This is a genomic window from Bradyrhizobium sp. Unk1 (assembly GCF_059512345.1).
This window is the reverse complement of the sequence record NZ_JCAMOP010000041.1, coordinates 37,939-59,776: the sequence shown is the minus strand read 5'-3', so window position 1 is coordinate 59,776 and position 21,838 is coordinate 37,939. Positions and strand designations below refer to the sequence as shown.

The following is a 21,838-nucleotide window of genomic DNA, read 5'->3' as shown; positions in this document are numbered from 1 at the left end:
AGGATGAACGCAAACGCGGATTTCGAACGGGGCGATGCGCCTTGCGTGCGTTAGGATCGTGCATGGAGGGTGACGAGCTCATCGAGGCCAACCAGTCGCGCCGTGTCCGGAAGTGGCCCTCAGCGGGCCTTCGTGAAATGTCCGCTTATTCGCCAACAGCAGCGCAGAGTCCGCTAAGGCCAATAGCGGACTTGTTCAGCGTCTCACTTGAACTTCACGACGTCGTCTGGGATCCAGGAGTGAATGCACACGGGCCGAAGCTGCCGGACGCTTGCGATGAAACCTTACGCCGCATTGCCGAGGTGCCCATCTCCTTGGTCTAATGGCTCCTGACTTTCATTCAGGGACTTGCCTTGAACAGTTTCCAGATAGGCGTTCATTTCGTCACGCTGGCGGCGGCGTTCGCGCTCGCCGTGCCGATTGGGTGGGACCGCGAAAAGCGGGCGCGCAGCGCGGGGCTCCGTACCTTTCCGCTGGTCGCGCTGGCTAGTTGCGGCTTCATCCAGGCCAGCGAACACCTCCTGGCGTCCTCGCCCGACGGGATGGCAAAGGTCATCGAAGGCCTAATCACCGGCATTGGCTTCATCGGCGGCGGCGCGATCCTCAAGCAGGGCAACATGGTACAGGGTACCGCGACCGCCGCGAGCCTGTGGGCCACCGGCGCGATCGGAGTCTCGGTCGGGCTCGGCAGCTACGATGTCGCGGTGACGATCGCGCTGTTCACCTTCCTGACGCTCCGGCTGTTAACCCTCGTCAAGGAAGAGGACGACCCTCAGTGACATGTTTAAAGCCAAGCAGCCGCCGCGAGCGCCGCAATAGGCTGTAGGTTCAGCACAGCCCCATTATCGAGGCTGGCGATATTGAAGCGATCTTGCAGTTGTACGCCGATGACGCTGTGACCGAATGCGATTGTGACGGTGTGACCACGTTGAGCGCGACGGCTTCTTCTTTACGCGCTCAGACGGCCGCGACTACCCGTCGCGTCGCATGAAGGAAACGGTTAGCGGGCGCTGCGACGCCATCAATTGGATGACGCTCCTGTTTGCGCAATTCATCGACTAGACGTTCGAGGTATGGCGGCAGAAGCGAGGCTTCGAGAGATAAGTTCTGTTGCAATCTGTCACCCACCTCGTCACAGATCGAGCGGGCAGTCTGATGATCGATGTGGTCCGATATTCTGCTGGTCGGTTTCATATCGCGACCTTTCGATTAGGCCCCACGATCAACTCAAGTTACAGGGATGCGAAAATGTTTCGCGCACCTTCAAAGAATGCCGATGGCTTCATTGAATGGAACGAAGACACTGTGCGTCAGGCCGATTGCCATTGTCAGGGCTGATACCTGCAACCCGCCGAGTTATTGAAACTCTTGGCGCGCGACTCACTCAGAATGTCCGTTCGGGGTTAAAACCGGTCTGGTTGAGCAGAGAATTCTGCTAAAATTCCAAAAGCCGACTTCGGCGCTTTTTAAGAGCACGCGCCCTAGCCGATGTGCAATTTGCCAGTCAGCGGATCTTCACGGGGTGGCATCAGCTTCACGTAAGTGCCGCTCTCGTGCTTCGACAGCCAGCCGCGCTCGACCGCGTGTTTGAGCCCGGCGCCGAACTCGCTGCCACTGCCCTTCAGCTTAAACAAGAAGGGCGCGTTGATCCTCTCGATATAGATGCGGCCGTCCTGGACAGCCGCGACGCTCGCCGCGAGTCTCGACAAGCTTGCGCGCGGCCGCCTCCGGGGCAGCATAGGCTCGTTCTTCGGTGTGCTTCATCGGCGTGTCCCAATGGCCGCCTGCGCGGCGGTGATGTGTGCGCGGTGCGGGTAGCTCTCAGCCGGTTTCCAGCTGTCGAATGTGGTCCCGCATACGCAGCGCATCAGCGTGCTCCGGATCTCGCTATCGAGCTTCTCGCCCCGCGCCCGCTTGGCCGCAACCTCGGCCCGCCAGTCGCGATCGCGGCGCCCTTCGGCGAAGGCATTGTCGGGGACTCGCGCTGCGAGATAATCAGAGCCAGCGAGAGACGGCCCGGCTGTTGCCCGCCTAGCAGTTGATTTCCTTTTTTCCTATGACCCTTATCGAGCAACCCGCGCAGTCGGAGAAGGCGAAGCGTCAGCGATCCTTGTCACCTATCTATCTGCACAAGCGATCTGTCCGATACTCCTCGAGTGGTCGAAATGTTCACAACACCTCCGCATGAACCTGAGCCACGCCACGATCCGTAATACCCAAGCTCCGCGCCGCGGCCAACGAAAGGTCGAGGACACGACCGCGGACGAACGGACCGCGGTCATTGACTATGACGATGACGCTTCGGCTTCCGTGGGTGACGCGCAACTTGGTACCGAAGGGCAGGCGGCGGTGCGCTGCTGTTAGCCGATTACGATCAAACGATGAACCACTCGCTGTCTTGCCTTTGGCATAAGAATAGTAGGAGGCCGTGCCGGAGAAGACTCGATTCTGAGATTGAGCTCTTGAACGATCTTTCGAGGGCTCTTCCGAAGTCTGAGGTTGCGTTTGCTGTGTGGTCGAAGGTTGCGTGTGCGTTTCGTCCTTCTTTGTCTGGTCGCTTCCTTCAGGAGCTGGCTCCGCGTGAGCTCTTGGAATGATGGACCACCTGTCATCGAAGTTTTGTCCGACAGCAGGAGTTGAGTAGATCGCCATCCAAGCTGGGATTGTTGCAATCGCGATCATTCTACAAAGAACTTGCATGATCGGCCTCACGCACAAATGAAACTGATAGACAATGCGAACTCATCGGCCTGTGTTCCTGCACGCGCATCCACGTGCAGAACAAAGGTGAATGCATACCGATGGTCCGATGCGTGGTTCCGAGAGTGTTTAGACGCAGCGCAGCAAGCAGCCATCGCGCTGCGACGCTTCACGCCGTAGAAGCTGCAAAACCGAAGGCACAAATCATACTCCTCCAGTAGCCGCTGCTTGGCTTCTACTCTGGTGGTGCAGTCTTTCGATCTCGAAATTGCTCAAGCTTCGCTATTGCATTGTCGGCCAGCACGCCACGTCTGGCGAGGTAGGGATCGATCACCTTCTGCGCCTTATCGGCGCTCCAGCATATCGCCTCGGCGATCTCCGGGGCCGTTGCGCCGGCCTCAACGAGCAGCGTCGCGGCTGTGCCGCGGTTATCGTGGAAATTGGCCAGCGCGCTTTGACGCATTCGGCGTTCTTGCCGTTGGCTTCGGCCTCGGCCTCGAAGGGCCGGACATTCCTCCTCCACCACGCCAAGAGCGGAGAGCGATCAACGGCGCGCCAATACATATCCAATCAGGAAGGCGATTCCGAGCGATGAGAGCGGAGCCTCGCGCGTTAGGTCGCTGACGATAGCCTTCCACTGGCCGGGCGGCTTTCCGTCGCCGAGCCCCTCGCGGACATCGCGTGCGACCTCGCGGACCGTTTCGTTGGCGGCAGCGAAAGTTGAGGTTGGGGTTTGGGATGGCGTGTCAGTCATGGCGTCCTCCTCGAGCGACAATGAACCGTGGAGAGCCTGGTTCCTCCAGAACTGATGGGGTCTGCTGTGCCTTACCGTGTGCGACAAGACGGCATGCTGTTCGTCTCACGCTTTAGGAACGAGGCAATAACGCAACGTATTGTCGGAGGAAGTGGCGGGCGGAGCCTCGCAATGATCAGCGTGTCAAGGAAAGATAATGATCAGCGTGTCAAAGACAGATCTGGAGCTGATAGCACTGCAGGAGATCCGGAGCTTTCCGGGAGGCGAATTGGTCATCGCGGTCGAAATCGAATGCGACGAAGGTTATCCGAACGACATGAATTGGCGTTTGGACGTTACTGCGGCCGATAACGCCGACATAGATCGCATCGAGTATGCCGCTCGGACGACAACCGCAAGACTTAAACGTCGATACGTTTTCCGGCGGCACTGAAGTTTTCCGGCGGCACTGAAGATCGATCGCGAGAACTTCTGGAGCAACGAGGGCGAGGAACGCCTACGCTACTCCGTTACTACACGGCGGAGAGACGGCCCCGGCTGCAGGGGGTCAAGGGGGAGGCCGGGGCCGCTCCGCCAACTCTGGCAGCGAGCCAGCGACAATTCAAATATTCGGCTGCTCTTATCGTCCCCTTGAGACCCTTGTCCCGGAAAGAAAAGGGCCCCAGCTCAAATGGGGATGAGCCGGGGCCTAGAGGTTACCCTCGGCGAGCCCGAGGGCGCCGGGAAAACTTGGCACTAGCCGCGATGTTCCTGCGCGATGGCTTGCCGGCGCCCGTGGTCGGACTCGAACCGGCAACACACTGATTACAGGTCAGCCGCTCTACCACTGAGCTGCAAGTGGCTCCAGCCAGGCAGGGGAGTGCAAGCTGGGGACGTGACTTGTCGGCCACACGTCCGACTAAACCGAGACGGTTTGTCGGGATTCGGACAGACGAGCCAGCGCCATTTATTCAGCCTGTCAGCCACTGAAGTGGTGTGATCGGCGGATCAGCCCGGCGGTTTCCTCCAAGGGCTGCCGGGTTTTTCCGGTTTGCCAGTGGCCAGGGGCTGACGCCGCTGCGTGAGTGGAGGCAAGTGGCTTGGATAAGGATCTTCATTTCAAAATTGCTGTCATCGCCCTTGGCGCGTTTATGACCGTCTTGGCTATCAGGCTGATATATCCTGTCTGAGGTGTTCCTTCGATGGCGGTGCTTGTTCAGCCGCACCGATGGAACCGATGACAGCAGGCTGCATATCCCGCATGTAGCACCACGTCTGCACCCAGCCGTGCAGACAATCGGCAGCCGGGAAAAATAGGAACCCCTAGTACTTATGCCGGTTCTTCCCGCCGCATGCCCACCATCTATTTCGACATTCGCAGTGATGCCGACACGATCATCGACGACGAGGGCGTCGAATTGCCGGACACCTGCGTGGCCCCGCAGATGGCTCTGGAATTGCTAGGTCAGGCGATTTTGGATGGATCGCGCCGTGGCACTCCGGGCGTGACCAAAATCGAACTGCGAGATCAGAACGGGCCTTTTCTGCGCGTGTCAGCCGCTGTCGTGATCGAGAAACTGTAGCGAGATCTCGGTGATCGCGCGCCCCCAAAACGGACATTCATCAATGAGCGATTTTCTAGGTCATTCTGCAGCCGATATGTCCGTCTTTCCGAGACGGGACGACCTGCTTAGTAGGACTGAGCAAACCTCGCCGGTCAACGACCGTCGATGGACTGATGGCTATCTGTTGCCAGTCGTATTCTTATCCGTCGCTGGCGCGGCCTCGGTTGTGTGGATCGGTGCCATCGGATGGACCAGTTGGCGCCTGATCAACTGGGTGATTTCATAAGCCGTCCAGCAACGATAAGCCGCGCCGCCACCCGGCTGCGAGCCCTCGAATTCATGACCGTTGCAGCCTGGCCACGAACGGCTCGGCTAGGAACGTTGGGCTTATTCCCCGATTGAACAGCAAAAGGGAGGACATCATGGTCCGTGACCTTTTGCTCCTGCTCGCTGTTTCAATCGTGTTGAGCGCATTTATCTGGAGCATCTTCGGAAATTCGAAAACAAGGTCTCGGCATCCGCGAGGTGAAGCATCACTTTCCTTGAATGCCGCTCCGGATTTGTTTCAACCGACGTCTGAGTTCATCCGTATATGAGGACCGAACGCTGACGCGTCCGTCGCCCGGCGCCCACTTCAGCGCAGGCAGGCCAGTCTTAAATCTCCTGCGCGCACTCTCGTGCGCCCAGCACGTTCTGCATAGGGTCAGCGCCGGATGGCTGTCGGGGTAGCTCCGGACCTCTCCTGCGGAGTAGCGGCACTTGCCGCTGTCGCAATTTGGATTGTTGTTTGGGTTCTTCACAGGAGCCCCGGTCAAGTCGCATCTGTCTAAAGTGAACGAAGATTGTGACGAGTGCATGCATGGGAAAAGAGCGCCGAAAAAGGCGGCTCCAGCGGTAGGGTTGCGAGCATGCTGGAGCCGCGCAGTCGCGATGTGCAAAGCGCTCTGGGACAAATTGGACTGGCTCGAAGCGTGATTCAAATGCTGTTCGAGCGCCAGCGTTCCTATTGAAGACGTGTTGGGCGGGATAGAACCCATGTTACGCCCGCCTTAAAGATCGGGAACAACCGGAAATGCGCGCTGCTTCAACTGCGCCGAAAGCGTCAACGTCCGGTTCCCGGATATCCACTAGGAGATGCGCGGCGAAAAGGTTCAGCCGAACCACGGGGGTGTTTGTGGGGATGGCGGATCTGGAGCGGGGCTGGCCCCAAGATGGCGGGCGTCATTCGCGACTGCTCGCGGGCGCAGAGCGCGTAGTGTTGGCAGCGCTCTCAATGTTGTGGTTTTCGGCCTCTGCTGGAGTTTCGAATGGCACTGCTACGACTTCGCCGTTCGGTGCAATCGTCACGGCAAGGTACGGGAGCCCCAGCCGGGGCGGATTGTAAACAACGAAAGCTATGCCTGACATTTTCATGTATCTCGCATCCGAGGTAACGGCTGAGCGCCATCTTCCATGCGAAGCGATCTCCCGCTATTGCCTAACCGGCCGTATCCCTAGATCAAGGTGAAGGAACTCTTGCGAAACTTTTCGTCGTGCGGACGCCTATACAATTCCCAAAAAAGGCCTCAGCTCAAATGGGGATGAGCCGAGGCCTATAGGTTGCCCTCGGCGAGAATCGTCGAGGGCGTCGGGAAAATTAGGCAAAAACAACGATGTTCCCTGGCTCGGCAGAATCCGCAAAACGTCAACGGTGCAGCTGGACCCCGATCGGCCGAGCGCGCGCTGTGTGAAACAAGCAACACGCAGGGGAGATTTAGAACTTGGCTGGGAACGTCTATGTCGCGCCCGGCTTGTGTTATGCGGTGACGGTCTCGGTCCCACGAGACAGAAGCCTGTCCGGAAGCCCCAGCATCATTACGCCCCCCGGCCCGATGCTGGGGCCTCCACGGGCAGAGGATTCAAAAGATGGGTCCCAATGCCAATACGGTTTTGGGCGTCCTGCTGGCGGCAGCCCTCCTGTACCTCATTTTTGTTCATTAGCCGGTTTCCGGGCTCAGTGGCCTAGTTTGAAATTGTCGCCTAATTTCGTTAGCGTTCCTGCTTCGGAACGGGGCGATGTTTTGGGCGGAGTCATGCGAGAGTTTCGCGCATACATAATCGATGACGAGGGGCACATAACGCTCCGAGTTGACCTTGAGGTACACGACGAGGCGGAGGCTAGGGAGCGAGCCAAATTGCTTGTAGACGGGCACGCGGTAGAGCTTTGGGAAGGCGCAACCAGGCTCGATAGATTTGAGCCGATCAGCAGGCACTAAGGCAGGCCGCCTCAGTAGGCGGCCTCTTTCATGCTGCAGGCGGCGCGCGGCGCAAGAAGCGCAAGGATACAACTTCAGATTCGTTGTCGACGGCCCGCCGGCATGAAAGACTGACGGCATATTTCGCGTCTCGGAGGGAATACCCGATGCGCCTTGCATTGGCTTATGTTGGAATTGGTTTCTGCGCGCTTCTCTCGGGCTGGTTGTCCTTTACCCTGATCTATTGAGTGAGTAGGCCGCCCGGGTCCAACAATCGTACAAAAGTCCCACTCTCGTGGATCTGGAGCCAGCCACGCTCGATCGCGTGCTTGAGCCCGGCGCCGAACTCGCTGCCACTGCCCCTCAGCTTGAACAGGAAGGGCGCGTTGATCCTCTCGATATGGATGCGGCGTCCTGGACCAACTCGATGGTGGCTGCGAGCTCGACTAGCTTTCGCGCAGCGGTCTCAGGATCAGAGTAGGGTCGTTCGGCGGCAAGCTTCATCAGCTTGCCTACAGCGATTCTGCTCACTCCAGAACGTCGTACTCGAACGCGACGCCCTCGGGGTCATTTTCCTCGAACCACGTTTTCCGCGGCCTCGACCGTGGCGAACAACTTGATATGGTCTGCGTCGCCGACCTGCTTGCTCGTGTGTTGACGTAAACAAAGACGGTCATTGGTCCCTCGTCAGTTTGACCGGCCCCAATGCGATTCAACGCGCACTACGCATGGCTTGAGATAGGCGGTATGCGCGGGTCTTGCGAGTCCGCGGTCGAGGTCGCCCGGCCACGAAAGAAGGGCCGCCAGATTGGCGGTCCTCTAAGTCGCATTTGCGCCGTGTCTAAAAAATGCGAGAAAAACCAGCCCCGGGTCAAAATATCTACGCGATACAAACCGAACTCCGGGTGCCGACGAGCCTACGCGACGGTCGCGCCACAGGCGAGCTATCTCATGCGGCCGTTAGATTGGGCCGCGAGCCGCAACTCTCCAGTGCAACGGCCTTCACTGGCGGCTTGCCGATGATCCGGCCCAGCTCGGCCGCGACGCCATCCAGCACCGCGCGCTTTTCCCTCATCCGCCCGGAGTGATTGTAGACCTTGCCGGTGACCGTAGGCACGATCACGTCGCCCTTCCTACTGACGGCATGGTCAAGGCACTTTGCGATGGCAGCGTCATCGAAGCCAAGATCGCCAGCCAACGTAGCCGCCGTCCGCCGGAGGTCGTGGGGTGTGAACGGTTTGAGGCCGAGCAGCTCACAAAGACCGGCGGTTTTGGTCTTGTCCTTGTTCTTCTCTTGGTGCCGCGCAGGGCGTCGGCCATAGCTTTGCGGTGGATCGGCTGGCCCTCGTACATCGGGCTCTCGAAAACATACTGCTGCTCATCGGAGGCGAGCGCCTCGCGGATGATATCGACGGCCAGGTCAGACAACGGCTGCTGGATCACCCGGCGCTTCTTGACCCGCTTGAGGGGCACGTCGAAGCGCGGGTGCTCGCCGTCGAGCTCGAAGAGTTCATCGCGGCGCGCGCCAAGCAGTTCGCGTGACCGCAGCATGGTGACGAGCTCGAACTTGAGGGCGAGGCGGGCCTTTCGGTCCCACGGTAGGTCTTTCCGGTCGAGGCCGTGCCAGATAGTCCTGATCTCGTCTTCGGAGAGGACGCGGGTGCGGGGATGCTCGGGGTCGAGCTTTGGCAGGTTGACGCAGGGCTGGCGGTCACGTAGTCGCGCCCGGCTTCCGCCGCCCAGTTGAACAGGCCAGAGGCCGCCTTGCGCATGTGGCGCGCGTTGCTCACGGAAGGCTTGCCGAACTTGCCCGCGACGATGTCGTTCGATAGCGTCGCGATGTCGTGCTTGGTGACCTCCATGGCCAGCTTCTTGCCAAGGCGGGGCCGGATGAACCGCTCGAGGTGGCTTGCGGTGTTCTCCCAGCTCTCCAGCCGGGGCCGCATTTCACCATCCGGCTTCTTGACCGGCGTCTTCATCCACTTGATCCGCTCGTCGATGATCTCGGAGACGGTCTTGCCGCGCTTGACCTTGGCCGTCTTCTGGTCGCGGAAAGTCTCGGCGAGCGCCTCGCCGCCCATGGACTTGAGGCCGTAGACCTTGCTACGGGCGTCCTCGACCGTGAAGGTCTCTGGATTGTAGACGCCAAGCCAGCCGGTGCGCTGCTTGCCGGTCTGCCGGTCGGTGAACTTGAAAGAGAAGGTGGCCATGCCCGCGGTCGTGATGCTGACGTAGAGGCCAGGGCACTTACGGTCATAGAACTTGGTCCGGCTTGTGACCCGCTTCTCGCACAGGCGGTCGGTCAGAATGACGCTGCTATTGCGGCCCCGCTTGCCGACGGGGGAGGGGACAATGGTAGTATCCATGTGGTTTCGGCTCGTAAGGCCTGGGACCAAAGGGCTCGGCTTCGAGGCTTTCAGTTTGTCGTGCGGACGCTGAAAGGCCTAGGGCCGGGCCCTTATTTTGGTGAAGCCCGCTGAAACAGCCCGCATCAGGCTAATCAAAAGCCGCTTGTTTTAAAGGGTTTTCTTAGTTTCAGCGTGTTTCACCGAATGCCAAAATATAGACGTGTGGTCCTGGCCGTCGTTGCAAGCTCTTGCGGAGGCGACAATCGCGTCAACCGGCGCGATGCCGGTGAATTTCGCTGGGGCGAGGGAGGCCAGAAGGAACTCGGCTCCCGGGAGAGCGCGGCATAAGCCGTCCGACCACTGCGCAGGGAAGGCTGTGTGTTGGGCTTCACCTGTATGCTGCTGTGCGGTTCTTCCTGCGTGTCCTTTCGCGCAGCGGACCGCGGGTGCCAGCCGGCACCGACCTTCCCTGCGCCCTCTTGACTGAGAGGGCAGGCGGAGATGCAAAGCTCGGGGGAAATCCGCCGCGAGAACGCGGGGGTGTGTCTCATTCGCGCCAGGATACAGCTAGCCTGCTTCCCTGTGGTCATACGTGCGGCTACCCTCGGTCGGCCGGTTGCCAAGCACGTTCTCGTGGCGGATCCCCAAAAAAGCTGCCAGGTGTCGATGCAAGGCTAGCGACAGAGCGCGGACTAGCCGCCGTTCGTCTGAAGCTAGCTCAAACTTGCCCATGATGGATTGGAGCGAGAGTTCAAGTGTTTCTATCGGTTAGAAGGCGGCGTGTGCACGACGTTTGCACCGGAGGTCAAGAATAATCTTTTCACAGCCAACGTGAGCAGGCTTGTGGAGCATGTGCGGGGTCTGAATTTCCGCCCACGCGCCGATCGCGAAGCGCGCTGGTCTTAGCGACGAGAAGATCGAGACTCTCAAACAGGATGGCATCGCGGCAGCGTTCGCTTCCCGCGAAGCGCTGTGCTCGAGCTTACCGATGCGATGACGCGCGATATCATAGTGTCGGACGCACTCTTTGGGAGGCTCAGGGAAACGTTCGACGACGACGGGATCGTGGAAGTCGTGGCGACCATCGCTGCGTACAACATGGTCTCACGCTTTCTCGTCGCGCTCAACGTTTCTCATTGACACGCGGCCAAGACGAACGGCCGCAGAGATTGTAAGCGACGTTGGTGGTCGTCTTTGGCTCTAGGGTCGGGGGCGCGGCCTACCGCGAATAGTCGTCCGGGAAGGCGAGCGCCATGCCTCGAGGAGCATCTTGAGAAATTGGCTGGCATGAGGGGATAGCGTCGACCCGTGCCTGCGCACGATTCCGATCGTCCGCGACACCTCCGGCTCGGTCAACCTGATGGTGTGAATGATCGGATGGCCGGCGGCCGGCGTCGCAAGCCTCGGCAGTACGGCGATGCCCAGTCCCGCTTCGACGAGACCGAGTGAACCGGAGAGGTGAGCAACTTCATAGGACCAGTTCAGCTGCAGGCCGTGTCGGGCCAGCGCATTGTCGATCAACGCGCGGTTACCACTATTGCGACCGACGGTAATAACACGGTGCGACACGATCTCCGACCAGCTTACCTGTTTGCGCGATGCCAACGGATGGTCGTGGCGGCAGGCCAGGACGAAAGGATCTTCAACCAGTTTCTCGAATTCGATTTCGGCATGCGAAGCGCCGATGAAATTGATGCCGAAGTCGGCTTCTCCGCGCGCGACCGCTTCCAATCCCTCATTGGCCCCGATATCCAGAATCCGGATGCGAATGCGCGGATACGCCTCGGCAAAACGGCCGATCGCACGCGGCAGGAAATAAAACACCGCTGTCGGCACCGCAGCCACCGAGACCAAGCCCGAACTGCGCGCGCCGATATCATGGATGGCGAGCACCGAGGTCTCGAACTCGTCGATGAGACGGCGCACCTTCGGCAGGAAGTCGCGGCCGGTCATGGTGAGATTGACGTGACGCGTCGAGCGTTCCAGCAACGGCGCGCCGAGGCTTTCTTCCAGCTTCTGAATGCGTCGGCTGAGCGCCGGCTGCGACAGGTTCAGCGCCTTGGCGGTGCGGACAAAGCTTCCAGTCTCCGCGACAGTAATGAACGCCTTGAGGTCGAGCAATTCTGCGTTCATGGCTGGTTCCTATTATACCGAATGACGCATTAATACTTCAGATATTTGCATTTTACAGAAGAGTTGCAAGACCCCATGCTCTGTTCGTGCGAAGATGTCGCCGAACGGAACAGCTCCAATGAACGATCAGATTGCCATTCCCTGTGTGGTCATGCGCGGCGGAACCTCGCGCGGGCCGTTTTTCCTGGCCAGCGATCTCCCGGCCGATCCCGGGGCGCGCGATGCGATCCTCCTGTCGGTCATGGGGGGCGGGCACGATCTGGGCATCGATGGAATCGGCGGCGGCAATGCCGTCATCAACAAGGTCGCGATCATCGGACCGGCATCGGTGCCCGGCGCCGATGTCGATTATTTGTTTGCCCAGGTGCGGGTTCGCGAGGGGATGGTCGATACCTCACCCAATTGCGGAAACATGCTGGCAGCGGTGGGACCGTTCGCAATCGAAGCCGGTCTGGTCGCCGCTGCCGCAGATCGCACCCAGGTGCGCATCCATAATGTCAACACCGGCAAGCTGATCGATGCGACGGTTTCCACCCCGGGCGGGCGGGTGACCTATGAAGGCGAGGCGCGGATTGACGGGGTGCCGGGAACGGCCGCGCCCATCGAACTGTCGTTCCCTAACGCGGCCGGCGCGCGCACCGGTCGCCTCCTGCCGACAGGACGGCCGGTCGACCGCATCGAAGGGATCGAAGTCAGCTGCATCGACGCAGCCATGCCCGTCATGCTGGTCCGCGCGGCGGATCTGGGATGGACCGGTCGTGAGGCACCTTCGGAGTTCGTCGACAGCGGCTTCCGCGCGCGGCTCGAGAGCTTGCGCGTCGAGGCCGGACGCCGGATGGGGTTTCCAAACTCGGCGTCGATGGTGATTCCGAAACCGGTCCTGATTGCTCCCGCGACGGAAGCGACGTTGAACACGCGGTATTTCATGCCGCACGACTGCCATAGCGCTCTGGCGGTGACCGGCGCGGTGGCGATTGCGACGGCGTGCGTGACGTCAGGGACGATCGCCGCAGAGATGGTCGGGCCGCTCGCGCCGCCGGTGCCGATCACGCTCACCCATCCCTCCGGCCAGCTCGTGGTTCGGCTGGAGCCCGGCCCGGTTGCGCGGGTGCAGCGGACGGCCCGTCGAATTTTCCAAGGTCACGTCTTCGCCCGGCGAGCGCACGTGCCTCATTCGATCCTGGCGGCCTGAACTCGGTCCGCCTTGAGAAAAATCAGAGCCGAAAAAGCGGAATTTTGGGAGAAACGAGAATGCACACGCAAGCGCTGGCTGCATCTGCGCGCATCGACATGAGAAAGCCATTCTACCGGGTCCTCTACGTCCAGGTGCTGATTGGCCTCGTCTTGGGCGTCCTCACCGGCCACCTCTGGCCCGAATTTGGTGCCGCGCTGAAGCCCCTGGGGGATGGTTTCGTCAAGCTGGTCAAGATGATGATCGCGCCGATCGTGTTCTGCACCATCGTCAGCGGCATCAACAGCATCAGCGATTCCCGCGAGGTCGGCCGCACGCTGGTGAAATCCATGGCGCTGTTCTACCTGCTGACCGTGCTCGCGCTGCTGGCCGGGCTGGTTGCCGTATTGCTGATCCAGCCGGGCGTCGGCATGCATGTGTCCGTCAGTACGCTGGATCCGTCGGTTGCTGCGAAATTCGCCAAGCAGGCAGGTGCGAGCGGATTTGCGGACTTCATGCTGCACATCATCCCGCATTCGTTCTTTGGCGCATTCGCCGATGGCGAAGTGCTGCCAGTCCTGCTGGTCTCCATTCTCATCGCCTTTGGGCTGAGCCGGGTCGGCGACGACGGTATGGTAGTGACCAAGGCCGTCACCTCGTTCTCTCATGTGCTGTTTGTGGCCTTCGGTTTCGTCATGAAGCTTGCCCCGCTCGGCGCCTTTGGCGCCATGGCGTTCACGGTGGGCCGCTATGGCATTCGTTCGATTGGCTCACTCGGACTGCTGATCCTGACATTCTATATCGCCTGCTCCATCTTCGTGGTTGTCGTGCTTGGAACGCTGGCGCGGCTGAACGGCTTCAGCCTGTGGAAGACCATCCGCTACTTCAGGGAAGAACTGCTGATCGTGCTCGGCACGTCGTAGTCGGAGCCGGCGCTGCCTGGCGCGCTGCGCAAGCTGGAGCAGCTCGGATGCCGGAAAGGCGTATCAGGACTCGTGCTGCCGATGGGTTACTCTTTCAATCTGGACGGCAGCGCCATCTATCTCACTCTGGCGTCCATCTTCATCGCGCAGGCCTGCGACATCCATCTGTCTTGGGGACAGATTGCGGCAATGCTCGGACTGATGCTGCTGACGTCAAAAGGGGCGGCCGGCGTCACTGGCAGCGGGTTCGTCGCGCTTGTCGCAACTCTCACTGTCATGCCGGACTTGCCCGTAACCGGCGTGGCGCTGCTCGTCGGTATCGATCGTTTCATGTCGGAAGCGAGGGCGCTGACCAGCATGATCAGCAACTGCGTGGCGGCGATCATCGTGTCGCTGTGGGAGAATGCCTGTGACCGTCAAGTGTTGGCCCGTGAGCTGGGACTGAGAGACACTCTCAAGGAGGCGGCCCGACCGAATACCAGCGAGGTAACGGCGGCGCGCGAGGACACGTGCTGGACATCGACAACGCAATCGGCTGCTTGACGGGATGATATTTGGCCGTGTGAGCTTTTGCGGATGCAGAAGCTTGGCCGGTTGATCGAAACTGGGGCGATCCAGATTGTCCGCTGGTTCAGCTGTCATACATCGCCGATACCTGCCCCGAGTGTCCGCCCAACTGACGGCCATCAGCCGGCCTCCTCGGACTCGGAGAGCAGTGCACTCGCCGAACTCCGGGTTCGGATCGGTGAGCCAAGAACGTTGACCCATTGTTTCCGACAACTGGCGAGCCGAAAAGGTGGCCAAGGCTTGGGTTGGAACGATGTCGATCGCCGCATGTTCATCCTGCTCCGAAACATTTTCGGACGCCGTGCGGATTGCCGGCCACTGCAGAAAGCTTCCGATGAAAGTCGTCCAAGCGGCCTACGCGCGCCGACCCCGTTCGGCCGCGCCCAGCGGCTTCCTGATCGCGTCCGCGTCCATCATCGTTGCCTCCATGGTGGCAATCGCAGCAGTCAATCGGTACCTCGCGAAACGGGCGGAAGCAAAAAATCCGCCCAAGGGCCGCTTCGTCGAAGCGAACGGCGTCCGGCTGCACTACATGGAGCGCGGCGATGGCGATCCGATCGTCCTTCTGCATGGCAACGGCAGCGTGGTTCAGGATTTTGAGTGCAGCGGGCTCTTCGACATTGCGGCCAGGCAATACCGCGTCGTCGCATTCGACCGCCCAGGGTTCGGACACAGCAGGCGCCCGCGTAGTGTCGTATGGACACCGGATGCTCAAGCTAAGCTATTGAAGCTTGCGCTGGAAAAGATCGGCGTTTCCACAGCGATCGTTCTGGGTCACTCGTGGGGCGCACCGGTCGCCGTCGCAATGGCCCACCAGTATCCCGCCTTCGTCCGGGGACTGGTTCTCGCCTCGGGATACTACTATCCTTCTGTCCGGTCCGACACCTTCATATCCCTGCCGGCCTCGCTGCCCCTGGTCGGCGACATTCTCAGCCATACCCTTTCGCCTCTGGTCGAGCGGCTCGCCTGGCCGATGATGATGGCGAAGATGTTCGGACCGCGACTTGTGCCCGCAAAGTTCAATGGTTTTCCGAAGGAAATGGCGCTCCGGCCGTCCCAACTGAGGGCGGCCGCGGCGGAAGCCACGCTGATGGTACCGGACGCGCTGAGGGAGCGCGGGTACTACGGCGATCTCAAAATGCCGGTGGCCATCATCGCGGGCGCGCAGGACAAACTCGTCGATACCGAGGCCCAGTCGGCCAGGCTACATTCCGACATACCGCACAGCAGTTTTCACCGGATCGCGGGAAACGGCCACATGATCCATCAGACCGCGACGGAGGAGGTCATGTCGGCCCTACGCGAAAGTTACGAACGGGTCGACGGCCGCCGCGTCGTAGCCGATCGGGATTTTCTTCAGTGCGGCCTTGCGCTCGAATAGCGGCACCTTCCGGATGTCCCTGCCGTTGAGATAAAGCAGGTCGAAGGCCACGAGTACCATCTTGGTCGAGGTGCCCTTTAGCTCGGTCTGCAAGACGGAGAAATCGGTGCTGCCATCGGCGGCCGGCACCACGACCTCGCCGTCGATGATGGCCGAGCTCGCCTTGATGTGCCAGGACGAGGGAACTTTGCGCGCGCTTAACATAGGTTAGTCTTGCGATTGCAAAGCAAACTCTTCGATCAACGGGCTTGAATTGAAGCCGATCACATGGCCCGATGTGCGGGCGTCCCGCCGTTCAGGATCGAAACTGTGAGCCGTACCAAAAGACGACTTGGCCGATTGCTTCTTGCCGCCACTCTCTTTGCGGCGGGAACGGCGGCCGCCCAGGAAAACAAGAAGACCGACGACGATAAACCCGCCGATCCCGACACAGGCGAAAGCACCGTGGAGGAAAAGACGCTTGGTCTTCTGCCCAATCCCTTGCAAAAGTACGGCGTCAAATTCGCAGCCACCTATATCGGCGAAGTGTTGGACAACCCTTCCGGCGGACTGAAACAGGGTTCTGTCTACGAAGGTCGGTTGAACCTCGCCGTGGACCTAGACCTGCAAAAGCTCGCCGGCCTCGACCAGCTGACATTCCATGCCAACATGTTCCAGATCCATGGCGGCGGGTTGTCGCGCGGAAGTCTACAGAATTATCTTGTGGTCAGCGGGATCGAGGCGTTGCCCTCCACGCGTCTTTACGAGGCGTATTTTGAAAAGCAGTGGGGCAACAAGAAAGTCTCGCTCAAGGTGGGGCAACTCGCTGCCGACAGCGAGTTCTTCAATACCAAATACACCGACGTCTTGACCAACGCCTCCATGGGCTGGCCAGCCATTACCTCGCTTGATCTGCCGAGCGGCGGTCCGTCGCCTCCCTTGGCTGCCATGGGAGCCCGGCTTCTGGTGAATGTCACTGAGCAGTTGTCCGTTCTTGGCGGCATCTTCGATGGCGATCAGGCTGGGCCCGGCCCCGGGGATCCGCAGGAGCGTAACCGCTATGGCGTCAACTTCCGCGTCAACGATCCGCCCCTCCTGCTCGGCCAGATCCAGTATGCCTGGAATAACACGAAGGGCGATCCGAACCCGGCCGGCCAGATCAAGTTTGGCGGCTGGCGACATTTTGGGTCTTTCGCCGATCAGAGATTGGCGTCCAATGGCGTCTCACTCGCTTCACCCGTTAGCAGCGGCGAACCTCTGCTCTTGTCCGGTGATGTCGGCGGCTGGATGGTATTCGAGCAGAAGCTCTATCGTGTGCCGAAAAGCGATGATCGCGGCATCGGCATCTTTGCGCGCGTCTCGGGTGCGCCCGCCGACCGCAATCTCATCGATCGCTACGCCGATGCTGGCATCGAGTTCATCGGACTCAACGACCGCCGTCCGGACGACAAGTTCGGAATCGCGGCCGGCTACGCGCATGTGTCGAAACGCGCGCAGACGCTCGATGCGGACTATCGCACATTCGTCGATCCAACCTGGCCGATGCGAAGTTTCGAAGGCCTTCTGACAGCCGTGTATCAATATCAGATCAGAGACGGGTGGACGTTACAGCCCAATCTTCAATACATCATCCATCCGGGCGGAGGCGCCACCAGCCCTTCCAGTGCAATGCCCGGTAAGGTTCTTCACAATGCGACCGTGCTTGGCCTGCGAACGACTCTGAAGTTCTAGTTTGCGTGCGGTTCAGCGGGCCAGCCGTTTGATGGCCTTGGTCGCACGGTTCGGCCCATGCCATCCGAGAAACTTCAGCTCCTTGTTCTCCAGGGCATTCGTTGCCCGGAAGAACTGTTCGAGATCATCGCGCGCATGCGATGGAAGACTGCGGATATCCTTAAGATTCGTTTCGAGCGGGGACCGGTCCGGCACCGCAAAAATGCGGTCGTTCCGCTCGCTCTTGCCCTTTTTCTTCTGCTCGACTTCGAGAATGCCGATCGGCCGGCAGCGTAGCACAACACCGGGATAGGTTTGCGCGTCGTGCAGGATCAGCACATCCAGTGGATCGCCATCCTCGGCCTTGGTCGAGGGAATGAAACCCCAATCGTAGGGATAGGTCAGGCCCGCCATCAACGGCTTCGCAAGAGCAAAAGCACCGAGCTTAGGATCGAATTCGAGCTTGCACGAACTGCCGCGCGGCGTCTCGACCACGGCGAAGATGTTGTTCACGTCGGCCCAACTCGGCAGTTTTGTGAGATTAGTCATGACGGATGACTTGGCCTCGAAAGGAGTAGCAGGCCCGCTGGAAAACGATCCGTCGGGCCCTGCCGGATCATGCGGCGGTGGAGGCCTTCTTGTTGACGCCCTTGCGCAACGCGACTGTGTTGAGCTTGGTGTTCGCCGCCTTCTCTTCGTTGAGGTTCGTCGCCAGGAAGCGCACGATGTCGTCGTGGCCGAGCTCTTCCGCCCAAGCGATCAAGGTGCCATAGCGGCAAATCTCGTAGTGCTCGACGGCCTGCGCGTTGGCTACGATCGCCGCATCCAGCACCGTCTTGTCTTCGATCTCGCCGGCCGTTTCATCGGCTTCCTTGATGATGCCGTCGATGGCCGGGCATTGCGTGCCGCTTGGCGATTGGCCGAGTTTCTCGAAGACCTTCTCAAGCCGTTCGATCTGCTTGTTGGTCTCCTCAAGATGGTTCTTGAGGCCCGTGGCCAGATCACGGTTGGTGGCCTTGTCGATCATTTTCGGCAAGGCCTTGGTGATCTGCCGTTCGGCATAATAGATGTCCTGCAAGCCATGCAGCAGCAGGTCGTCCATCGTCTTGATGTCTTTGGTGAATAGTCCCATGGCTTACTCCTTGCTCCAAAGCGGGGGAAACGCACGCTCAGCGTGACAGTTCCTATGCGACAACGCCGCAGCCGGCCGGGAAGATGATGACGTGGCGTATCGCGCGTCCGCCGGAACCCGCGCGAACAGGCCGCGTTTTGCCTCTTTGGGTGGAGTTCAACATGGTCAGCACATCGCTCTGGATGGAGACCGAGATCCTGCCGGAAGCGGGAGCGCTCAAAGGCGATGTGCACTGCGATGTCGCCGTGGTCGGCTCCGGCATCGCCGGGCTCTCGACGGCGTACGAACTCATGAAACGCGGCCTGTCGGTCATTGTCATTGATCGCAAAGGCATCGCAAGCGGTATGACGGCGCGCACGTCGGCGCACCTTGCGCCGCTTTGTGATGATCTGATGTGCGAATTCAAGAAGATGCGCGGCGCCGATGCCGCCAAGCTGTTCTACGAAAGTCAGGCTGCCGCCGTCGACCGGATCGAGGACATCCAGGCCGGCGAGAATATAGCCTGCGATTTCCTCCGTACTGACGGCTATCTTTTTCAAGGCAACGGCATGCCGGCCGATATATTCGATGAGGAGCTGGAAGCGGTGCGCGAGGTCGGCGCTCCCGTTCACCGGCTGGTCGGCGTGCCGCTCAACGGCTGCGAGAACCGGCATGTCCTTCGATATCCACGCCAAGCAAAATTCCACCCCCTTAAATATCTCGCCGGACTTGCGGCCGTTTGCGAGAGCGGCGGCGTTCGTTTCTTTGCCAACAGTCCAGTGGAAGAAGTTGCCGAGCAGGACGGCGCCGTCACGCTGCGAACATCGCAAGGGCAGGTCACGGCCAGCCACGCCGTGATCGCGACCAACGCATCCATCGCCGATCGCTTTCAACTGCACACGAAGGTGGCTCCCTATCGCACGTATGTCCTCGCTTTCGCCATTGAACGGGGCGAACTTCCCGATGCGCTCTATTGGGACACCGAAGATCCCTACCACTATGTACGGCTGCAAACCGGCCCAGACGATCATGATTTCGTTCTTGTCGGCGGCGAAGACCATAAAAGCGGCGAAGCCAACGACGCCGACAAACGCTTTGCCGGGCTGGAAAGCTGGGCACGCGAATTGATTCCGGCTTTGGGCCGCATCACCCATCGCTGGTCGGGTCAGGTTCTCGACACGATCGACTATGCCGGCTTCATCGGCCGCGAGCCCGGCAGCGAGCGTATCTACCTCGCGATGGGAGATTCAGGCCAGGGTCTAACCCATGGCGTGATGGGCGCGATGCTGAACACGGCGCTCATTCTGGGCGAAGATCATCCCTGGAAGCCCGTCTATGCGCCGGATCGCAAGCCGCTCGCAGCGGCGCGGAACTTCCTACGCGAGAACATGACGATCCTGCAAAATCTCGCGGAATACGTGGCACCGGGTGAAATCGCTTCCCTCGAAGAGCTTGAGCCGGGTGAGGGCGCTATCCTGCGCCGAGGTCTCGAAAAGATCGCCGCCTACAAGGACAAGGCCGGCGAACTGCATCTTCATTCGGCCAGTTGCACCCATATCGGCTGTCATCTGCACTGGAACAGCTTTGAGAGCTGCTGGGACTGCCCGTGCCACGGTTCGATCTTTGCCCCCAACGGACAGCCGATCAATGCACCGGCCGTGTCGGCTTTGCGCGCGGTGAAGGTCTAGCGGATCAAGGCACTTGGGAGCGTTCCATCTTCAAGGGCGATGACATCGAGCAGGATGATCTGCGCAGCCCGCGTACACCGTGGGCCGTCCTGCCGCCGCGGCCGATTGAACCGATCGCTGAAAGCTCTCGTTGCGGGATTCTGATCATTGGCGCCGGTATTACCGGCGCACTGGTGGCCGAGCGCCTGACCCGGCAAGGCCACCAGGTTGTTGTTATCGACCGCGAACTTCCCAGTCTCGGCAGCACGGCGGCCAGCACCGCCATGCTGCTCTGGGAAATCGACCGGCCATTGTTTGAGCTCGCGCAGCTCTACGGCTTCGAGAAAGCCGTGCGCTGCTATCGGGCCAGCCACCATGCCGCGCAAGGCCTGCTGTCTCTCGTTGCCCATCATGGAATAGCCTGCCAGATGCGGCCTCGTCTTTCGCTCTATCTCGCTGTCGATGACAGTCCGAAGCTTGTTCAGGATGAATATGCGCTGAGAAACCGCGCCGATCAGCCATCCCGCTTTCTCGATCATGCCTCGCTGCTGAAGCGCTTTGGCATCGCGCGGGCGGGCGCCCTTTTGTCAAGGGACGCGGCTGATGCCGATCCCGTGCTGCTCACGCATGGCCTGCTCGATATCTCCGTCCAGCGCGGTGCACGCCTTCTCAAGGCCAATGCGGTTGCCTTTGATAGCGCGGCTTAAAGCGTAACCGTCGGCCTCGAAAGCGGGCTTTCGATCGAGGCGCGCCATGTCGTGCTCGCGACCGGCTATGTGGTACCCGACATCGTGAAGCTCACAGCCCGACCAGCCTCCAGTTGGGCTATCGCGACCCGGCGGCAGCCAGGCAATCTTTGGCCCGAACAGGCGATGATCTGGGAAGCGAGCCGGAACTATCATTATGCGCGGACCACAGCTGATGGCCGCGTCATCCTTGGTGGCGAGGATGATCATGCGCTGATCGAGCCCGAGGCTCGCAATGACGCCACACCGGCAAAGGTTGCGGCGCTCAAGGATTGTCTGAAGGCCCTTTGGCCGCAGGCATCGGACCGGGTCGACTTCACCTGGTCGGGCGCTTTCGATACCACCCATGACGGCCTGCCGTTGATCGGCGCGGTGCCCGGCTGCAAGAATATCTTTGCCGCCTTTGGCTATGGCGGCAACGGCATTACCTTCAGCTTTCTTGCGGCGGAACTTCTGGCCGCGTTGCTTGCCGGAGGCTCTTCACCCCTGCTCGATGATCTTGCGATTGACCGCGATATTGCTGGCTAACGACGCGCGATCAGGCAGCCCAGCATGAAGGCGACGAGCAGCGAGGGCAGCGGGGCCTCTCGCACCACGTCGCGCAGAAAGGCGAGCGCCTGGCCCGGCGGCTGCCCTTCTTCCAGGCTTTGCCGCACCGTGCGGGCGGTCTCACGTACGCCTTCCGAAACGTCCTTCACTTTTGCCAAGGCGTCTTCGCTGTCCATTTGATCCTCCTACGGAAGGCCTCCCGCACAATGAATGTGCTGGGCAACCATCCGTTCCTGCAAGCATGAGGTCCGGATCGTTTTGGCCCATGAATCGGGAAGCCGAAATCTGATCAGCGAATTGGCGCGACCACCTTGGACCGCC

Annotated in this window: 18 protein-coding genes, 1 tRNA gene and 3 pseudogenes; 10 read left to right on the top strand and 12 right to left on the bottom strand. The window is 60.3% G+C overall.

All coding sequences use genetic code 11. The annotated features are described in order from the left end of the window. Positions 1-353 precede the first annotated feature (353 nt). Positions 354-779 carry an MgtC/SapB family protein gene (locus AC5ZFO_RS37390; protein ID WP_014493373.1) on the top strand — a complete coding sequence of 142 codons (426 nt, stop codon included), beginning with the start codon at positions 354-356 and terminating at the stop codon, positions 777-779. A gap of 702 nt (positions 780-1,481) precedes the next feature. Here AC5ZFO_RS37390 and AC5ZFO_RS37385 read toward each other — a convergent pair. The 4 genes from AC5ZFO_RS37385 to AC5ZFO_RS37370 all read right to left on the bottom strand — a co-directional run bounded on the left by AC5ZFO_RS37385 (position 1,482) and on the right by AC5ZFO_RS37370 (position 3,454). Then, positions 1,482-1,709 (bottom strand): hypothetical protein, encoded by a 228-nt coding sequence (locus AC5ZFO_RS37385; protein WP_496123417.1) that lies wholly within the window; start codon positions 1,707-1,709, stop codon positions 1,482-1,484. Positions 1,710-2,169: 460 nt separating this feature from the next. Continuing rightward, positions 2,170-2,652: a septal ring lytic transglycosylase RlpA family protein gene (locus AC5ZFO_RS37380; RefSeq protein ID WP_496123438.1), complete on the bottom strand. Its 483-nt coding sequence runs from the start codon at positions 2,650-2,652 to the stop codon at positions 2,170-2,172. Positions 2,653-2,935: 283 nt separating this feature from the next. Next, positions 2,936-3,163 carry a hypothetical protein gene (locus tag AC5ZFO_RS37375; RefSeq protein ID WP_496123416.1) on the bottom strand — a complete coding sequence of 76 codons (228 nt, stop codon included), beginning with the start codon at positions 3,161-3,163 and terminating at the stop codon, positions 2,936-2,938. Between the two features lie 81 nt (positions 3,164-3,244). Continuing rightward, complete coding sequence (locus tag AC5ZFO_RS37370) at positions 3,245-3,454, bottom strand: hypothetical protein (RefSeq protein ID WP_496123415.1); 210 nt, start codon at positions 3,452-3,454, stop codon at positions 3,245-3,247. 196 nt (positions 3,455-3,650) lie between these two features. Here AC5ZFO_RS37370 and AC5ZFO_RS37365 point away from each other — a divergent pair, with 196 nt between their 5' ends. Then, complete coding sequence (locus tag AC5ZFO_RS37365; RefSeq protein ID WP_496123414.1) at positions 3,651-3,887, top strand: hypothetical protein; 237 nt, start codon at positions 3,651-3,653, stop codon at positions 3,885-3,887. 339 nt (positions 3,888-4,226) lie between these two features. Here the strand turns inward: AC5ZFO_RS37365 and AC5ZFO_RS37360 are convergent. Continuing rightward, a tRNA-Thr gene (locus AC5ZFO_RS37360) sits at positions 4,227-4,287 on the bottom strand. A 498-nt stretch (positions 4,288-4,785) separates the two neighbouring features. On the opposite strand from AC5ZFO_RS37360, the gene AC5ZFO_RS37355 reads away from it, so the two are divergent. Further along, on the top strand, positions 4,786-5,016 hold the full coding sequence (locus tag AC5ZFO_RS37355; RefSeq protein WP_496123413.1) for a DUF6894 family protein: 231 nt from the start codon (positions 4,786-4,788) through the stop codon (positions 5,014-5,016). A 3,165-nt stretch (positions 5,017-8,181) separates the two neighbouring features. Here the strand turns inward: AC5ZFO_RS37355 and AC5ZFO_RS37350 are convergent. Beyond that, on the bottom strand, positions 8,182-8,355 hold the full coding sequence (locus AC5ZFO_RS37350) for a hypothetical protein (protein ID WP_496123412.1): 174 nt from the start codon (positions 8,353-8,355) through the stop codon (positions 8,182-8,184). After that, entirely contained in the window at positions 8,352-8,861 is a 510-nt protein-coding gene (locus AC5ZFO_RS37345) for a hypothetical protein (protein ID WP_496123437.1), read from the bottom strand. The genes AC5ZFO_RS37350 and AC5ZFO_RS37345 overlap by 4 nt, the downstream gene beginning before the upstream one ends. Positions 8,862-10,552: 1,691 nt before the next feature. On the opposite strand from AC5ZFO_RS37345, the gene AC5ZFO_RS37340 reads away from it, so the two are divergent. Further along, positions 10,553-10,720: a carboxymuconolactone decarboxylase family protein gene (locus AC5ZFO_RS37340; RefSeq protein WP_282521251.1), complete on the top strand. Its 168-nt coding sequence runs from the start codon at positions 10,553-10,555 to the stop codon at positions 10,718-10,720. Between the two features lie 60 nt (positions 10,721-10,780). Here the strand turns inward: AC5ZFO_RS37340 and AC5ZFO_RS37335 are convergent, their stop codons facing one another. Beyond that, complete coding sequence (locus AC5ZFO_RS37335) at positions 10,781-11,713, bottom strand: LysR family transcriptional regulator (RefSeq protein ID WP_282521250.1); 933 nt, start codon at positions 11,711-11,713, stop codon at positions 10,781-10,783. 118 nt (positions 11,714-11,831) lie between these two features. On the opposite strand from AC5ZFO_RS37335, the gene AC5ZFO_RS37330 reads away from it, so the two are divergent. The 3 genes and pseudogenes from AC5ZFO_RS37330 to AC5ZFO_RS37320 all read left to right on the top strand — a co-directional run bounded on the left by AC5ZFO_RS37330 (position 11,832) and on the right by AC5ZFO_RS37320 (position 15,755). Then, positions 11,832-12,905: a 4-oxalomesaconate tautomerase gene (locus AC5ZFO_RS37330; RefSeq protein WP_282521249.1), complete on the top strand. Its 1,074-nt coding sequence runs from the start codon at positions 11,832-11,834 to the stop codon at positions 12,903-12,905. Positions 12,906-12,964: 59 nt separating this feature from the next. Continuing rightward, positions 12,965-14,350 (top strand): annotated as a pseudogene (gene dctA, locus AC5ZFO_RS37325) (C4-dicarboxylate transporter DctA). A 277-nt stretch (positions 14,351-14,627) separates the two neighbouring features. Next, entirely contained in the window at positions 14,628-15,755 is a 1,128-nt protein-coding gene (locus AC5ZFO_RS37320) for an alpha/beta fold hydrolase (protein ID WP_282521248.1), read from the top strand. Here AC5ZFO_RS37320 and AC5ZFO_RS37315 read toward each other — a convergent pair. Then, positions 15,687-15,932, bottom strand: a pseudogene (locus AC5ZFO_RS37315) (ATP-dependent DNA ligase); the annotation flags it as partial. The gene AC5ZFO_RS37320 and the pseudogene AC5ZFO_RS37315 overlap by 69 nt on opposite strands. Positions 15,933-16,064: 132 nt before the next feature. Here AC5ZFO_RS37315 and AC5ZFO_RS37310 point away from each other — a divergent pair. Continuing rightward, positions 16,065-17,465 carry a carbohydrate porin gene (locus tag AC5ZFO_RS37310; RefSeq protein WP_282521247.1) on the top strand — a complete coding sequence of 467 codons (1,401 nt, stop codon included), beginning with the start codon at positions 16,065-16,067 and terminating at the stop codon, positions 17,463-17,465. Between the two features lie 12 nt (positions 17,466-17,477). On the opposite strand, the gene AC5ZFO_RS37305 is transcribed toward AC5ZFO_RS37310, so the two are convergent. Next, positions 17,478-17,939, bottom strand: a complete 462-nt coding sequence (locus AC5ZFO_RS37305) for an inorganic diphosphatase (protein ID WP_282521246.1) — start codon at positions 17,937-17,939, stop codon at positions 17,478-17,480. A gap of 121 nt (positions 17,940-18,060) precedes the next feature. Then, positions 18,061-18,576, bottom strand: a complete 516-nt coding sequence (locus tag AC5ZFO_RS37300) for a YciE/YciF ferroxidase family protein (RefSeq protein ID WP_282521245.1) — start codon at positions 18,574-18,576, stop codon at positions 18,061-18,063. Between the two features lie 161 nt (positions 18,577-18,737). On the opposite strand from AC5ZFO_RS37300, the gene AC5ZFO_RS37295 reads away from it, so the two are divergent. Together AC5ZFO_RS37295 and AC5ZFO_RS37290 are read left to right on the top strand one after the other, a co-directional pair. Further along, positions 18,738-20,243, top strand: coding sequence for an FAD-dependent oxidoreductase (locus tag AC5ZFO_RS37295; protein ID WP_282521244.1), 1,506 nt, complete (start codon positions 18,738-18,740; stop codon positions 20,241-20,243). A gap of 137 nt (positions 20,244-20,380) precedes the next feature. Continuing rightward, positions 20,381-21,496: pseudogene (locus AC5ZFO_RS37290) on the top strand (NAD(P)/FAD-dependent oxidoreductase). Here AC5ZFO_RS37290 and AC5ZFO_RS37285 read toward each other — a convergent pair. Then, positions 21,493-21,693 carry a hypothetical protein gene (locus tag AC5ZFO_RS37285; protein ID WP_212454792.1) on the bottom strand — a complete coding sequence of 67 codons (201 nt, stop codon included), beginning with the start codon at positions 21,691-21,693 and terminating at the stop codon, positions 21,493-21,495. The pseudogene AC5ZFO_RS37290 and the gene AC5ZFO_RS37285 sit on opposite strands and share 4 nt — an antisense overlap. Between the last annotated feature and the right edge of the window lie 145 nt (positions 21,694-21,838).

What these genes read in the sequence shown, in the direction of transcription:
- AC5ZFO_RS37285 (WP_212454792.1), bottom strand. Translation starts at nt 21,693, where the DNA reads ATGGACAGCGAAGACGCCTTGGCAAAAGTGAAGGACGTTTCGGAAGGC.
- AC5ZFO_RS37370 (WP_496123415.1), bottom strand. Translation starts at nt 3,454, where the DNA reads ATGACTGACACGCCATCCCAAACCCCAACCTCAACTTTCGCTGCCGCC.
- AC5ZFO_RS37355 (WP_496123413.1), top strand. Translation starts at nt 4,786, where the DNA reads ATGCCCACCATCTATTTCGACATTCGCAGTGATGCCGACACGATCATC.
- AC5ZFO_RS37330 (WP_282521249.1), top strand. Translation starts at nt 11,832, where the DNA reads ATGAACGATCAGATTGCCATTCCCTGTGTGGTCATGCGCGGCGGAACC.
- AC5ZFO_RS37365 (WP_496123414.1), top strand. Translation starts at nt 3,651, where the DNA reads ATGATCAGCGTGTCAAAGACAGATCTGGAGCTGATAGCACTGCAGGAG.
- AC5ZFO_RS37320 (WP_282521248.1), top strand. Translation starts at nt 14,628, where the DNA reads ATGTCGATCGCCGCATGTTCATCCTGCTCCGAAACATTTTCGGACGCC.
- AC5ZFO_RS37375 (WP_496123416.1), bottom strand. Translation starts at nt 3,163, where the DNA reads ATGCGTCAAAGCGCGCTGGCCAATTTCCACGATAACCGCGGCACAGCC.
- AC5ZFO_RS37380 (WP_496123438.1), bottom strand. Translation starts at nt 2,652, where the DNA reads ATGGCGATCTACTCAACTCCTGCTGTCGGACAAAACTTCGATGACAGG.
- AC5ZFO_RS37300 (WP_282521245.1), bottom strand. Translation starts at nt 18,576, where the DNA reads ATGGGACTATTCACCAAAGACATCAAGACGATGGACGACCTGCTGCTG.
- AC5ZFO_RS37295 (WP_282521244.1), top strand. Translation starts at nt 18,738, where the DNA reads ATGGTCAGCACATCGCTCTGGATGGAGACCGAGATCCTGCCGGAAGCG.
- AC5ZFO_RS37335 (WP_282521250.1), bottom strand. Translation starts at nt 11,713, where the DNA reads ATGAACGCAGAATTGCTCGACCTCAAGGCGTTCATTACTGTCGCGGAG.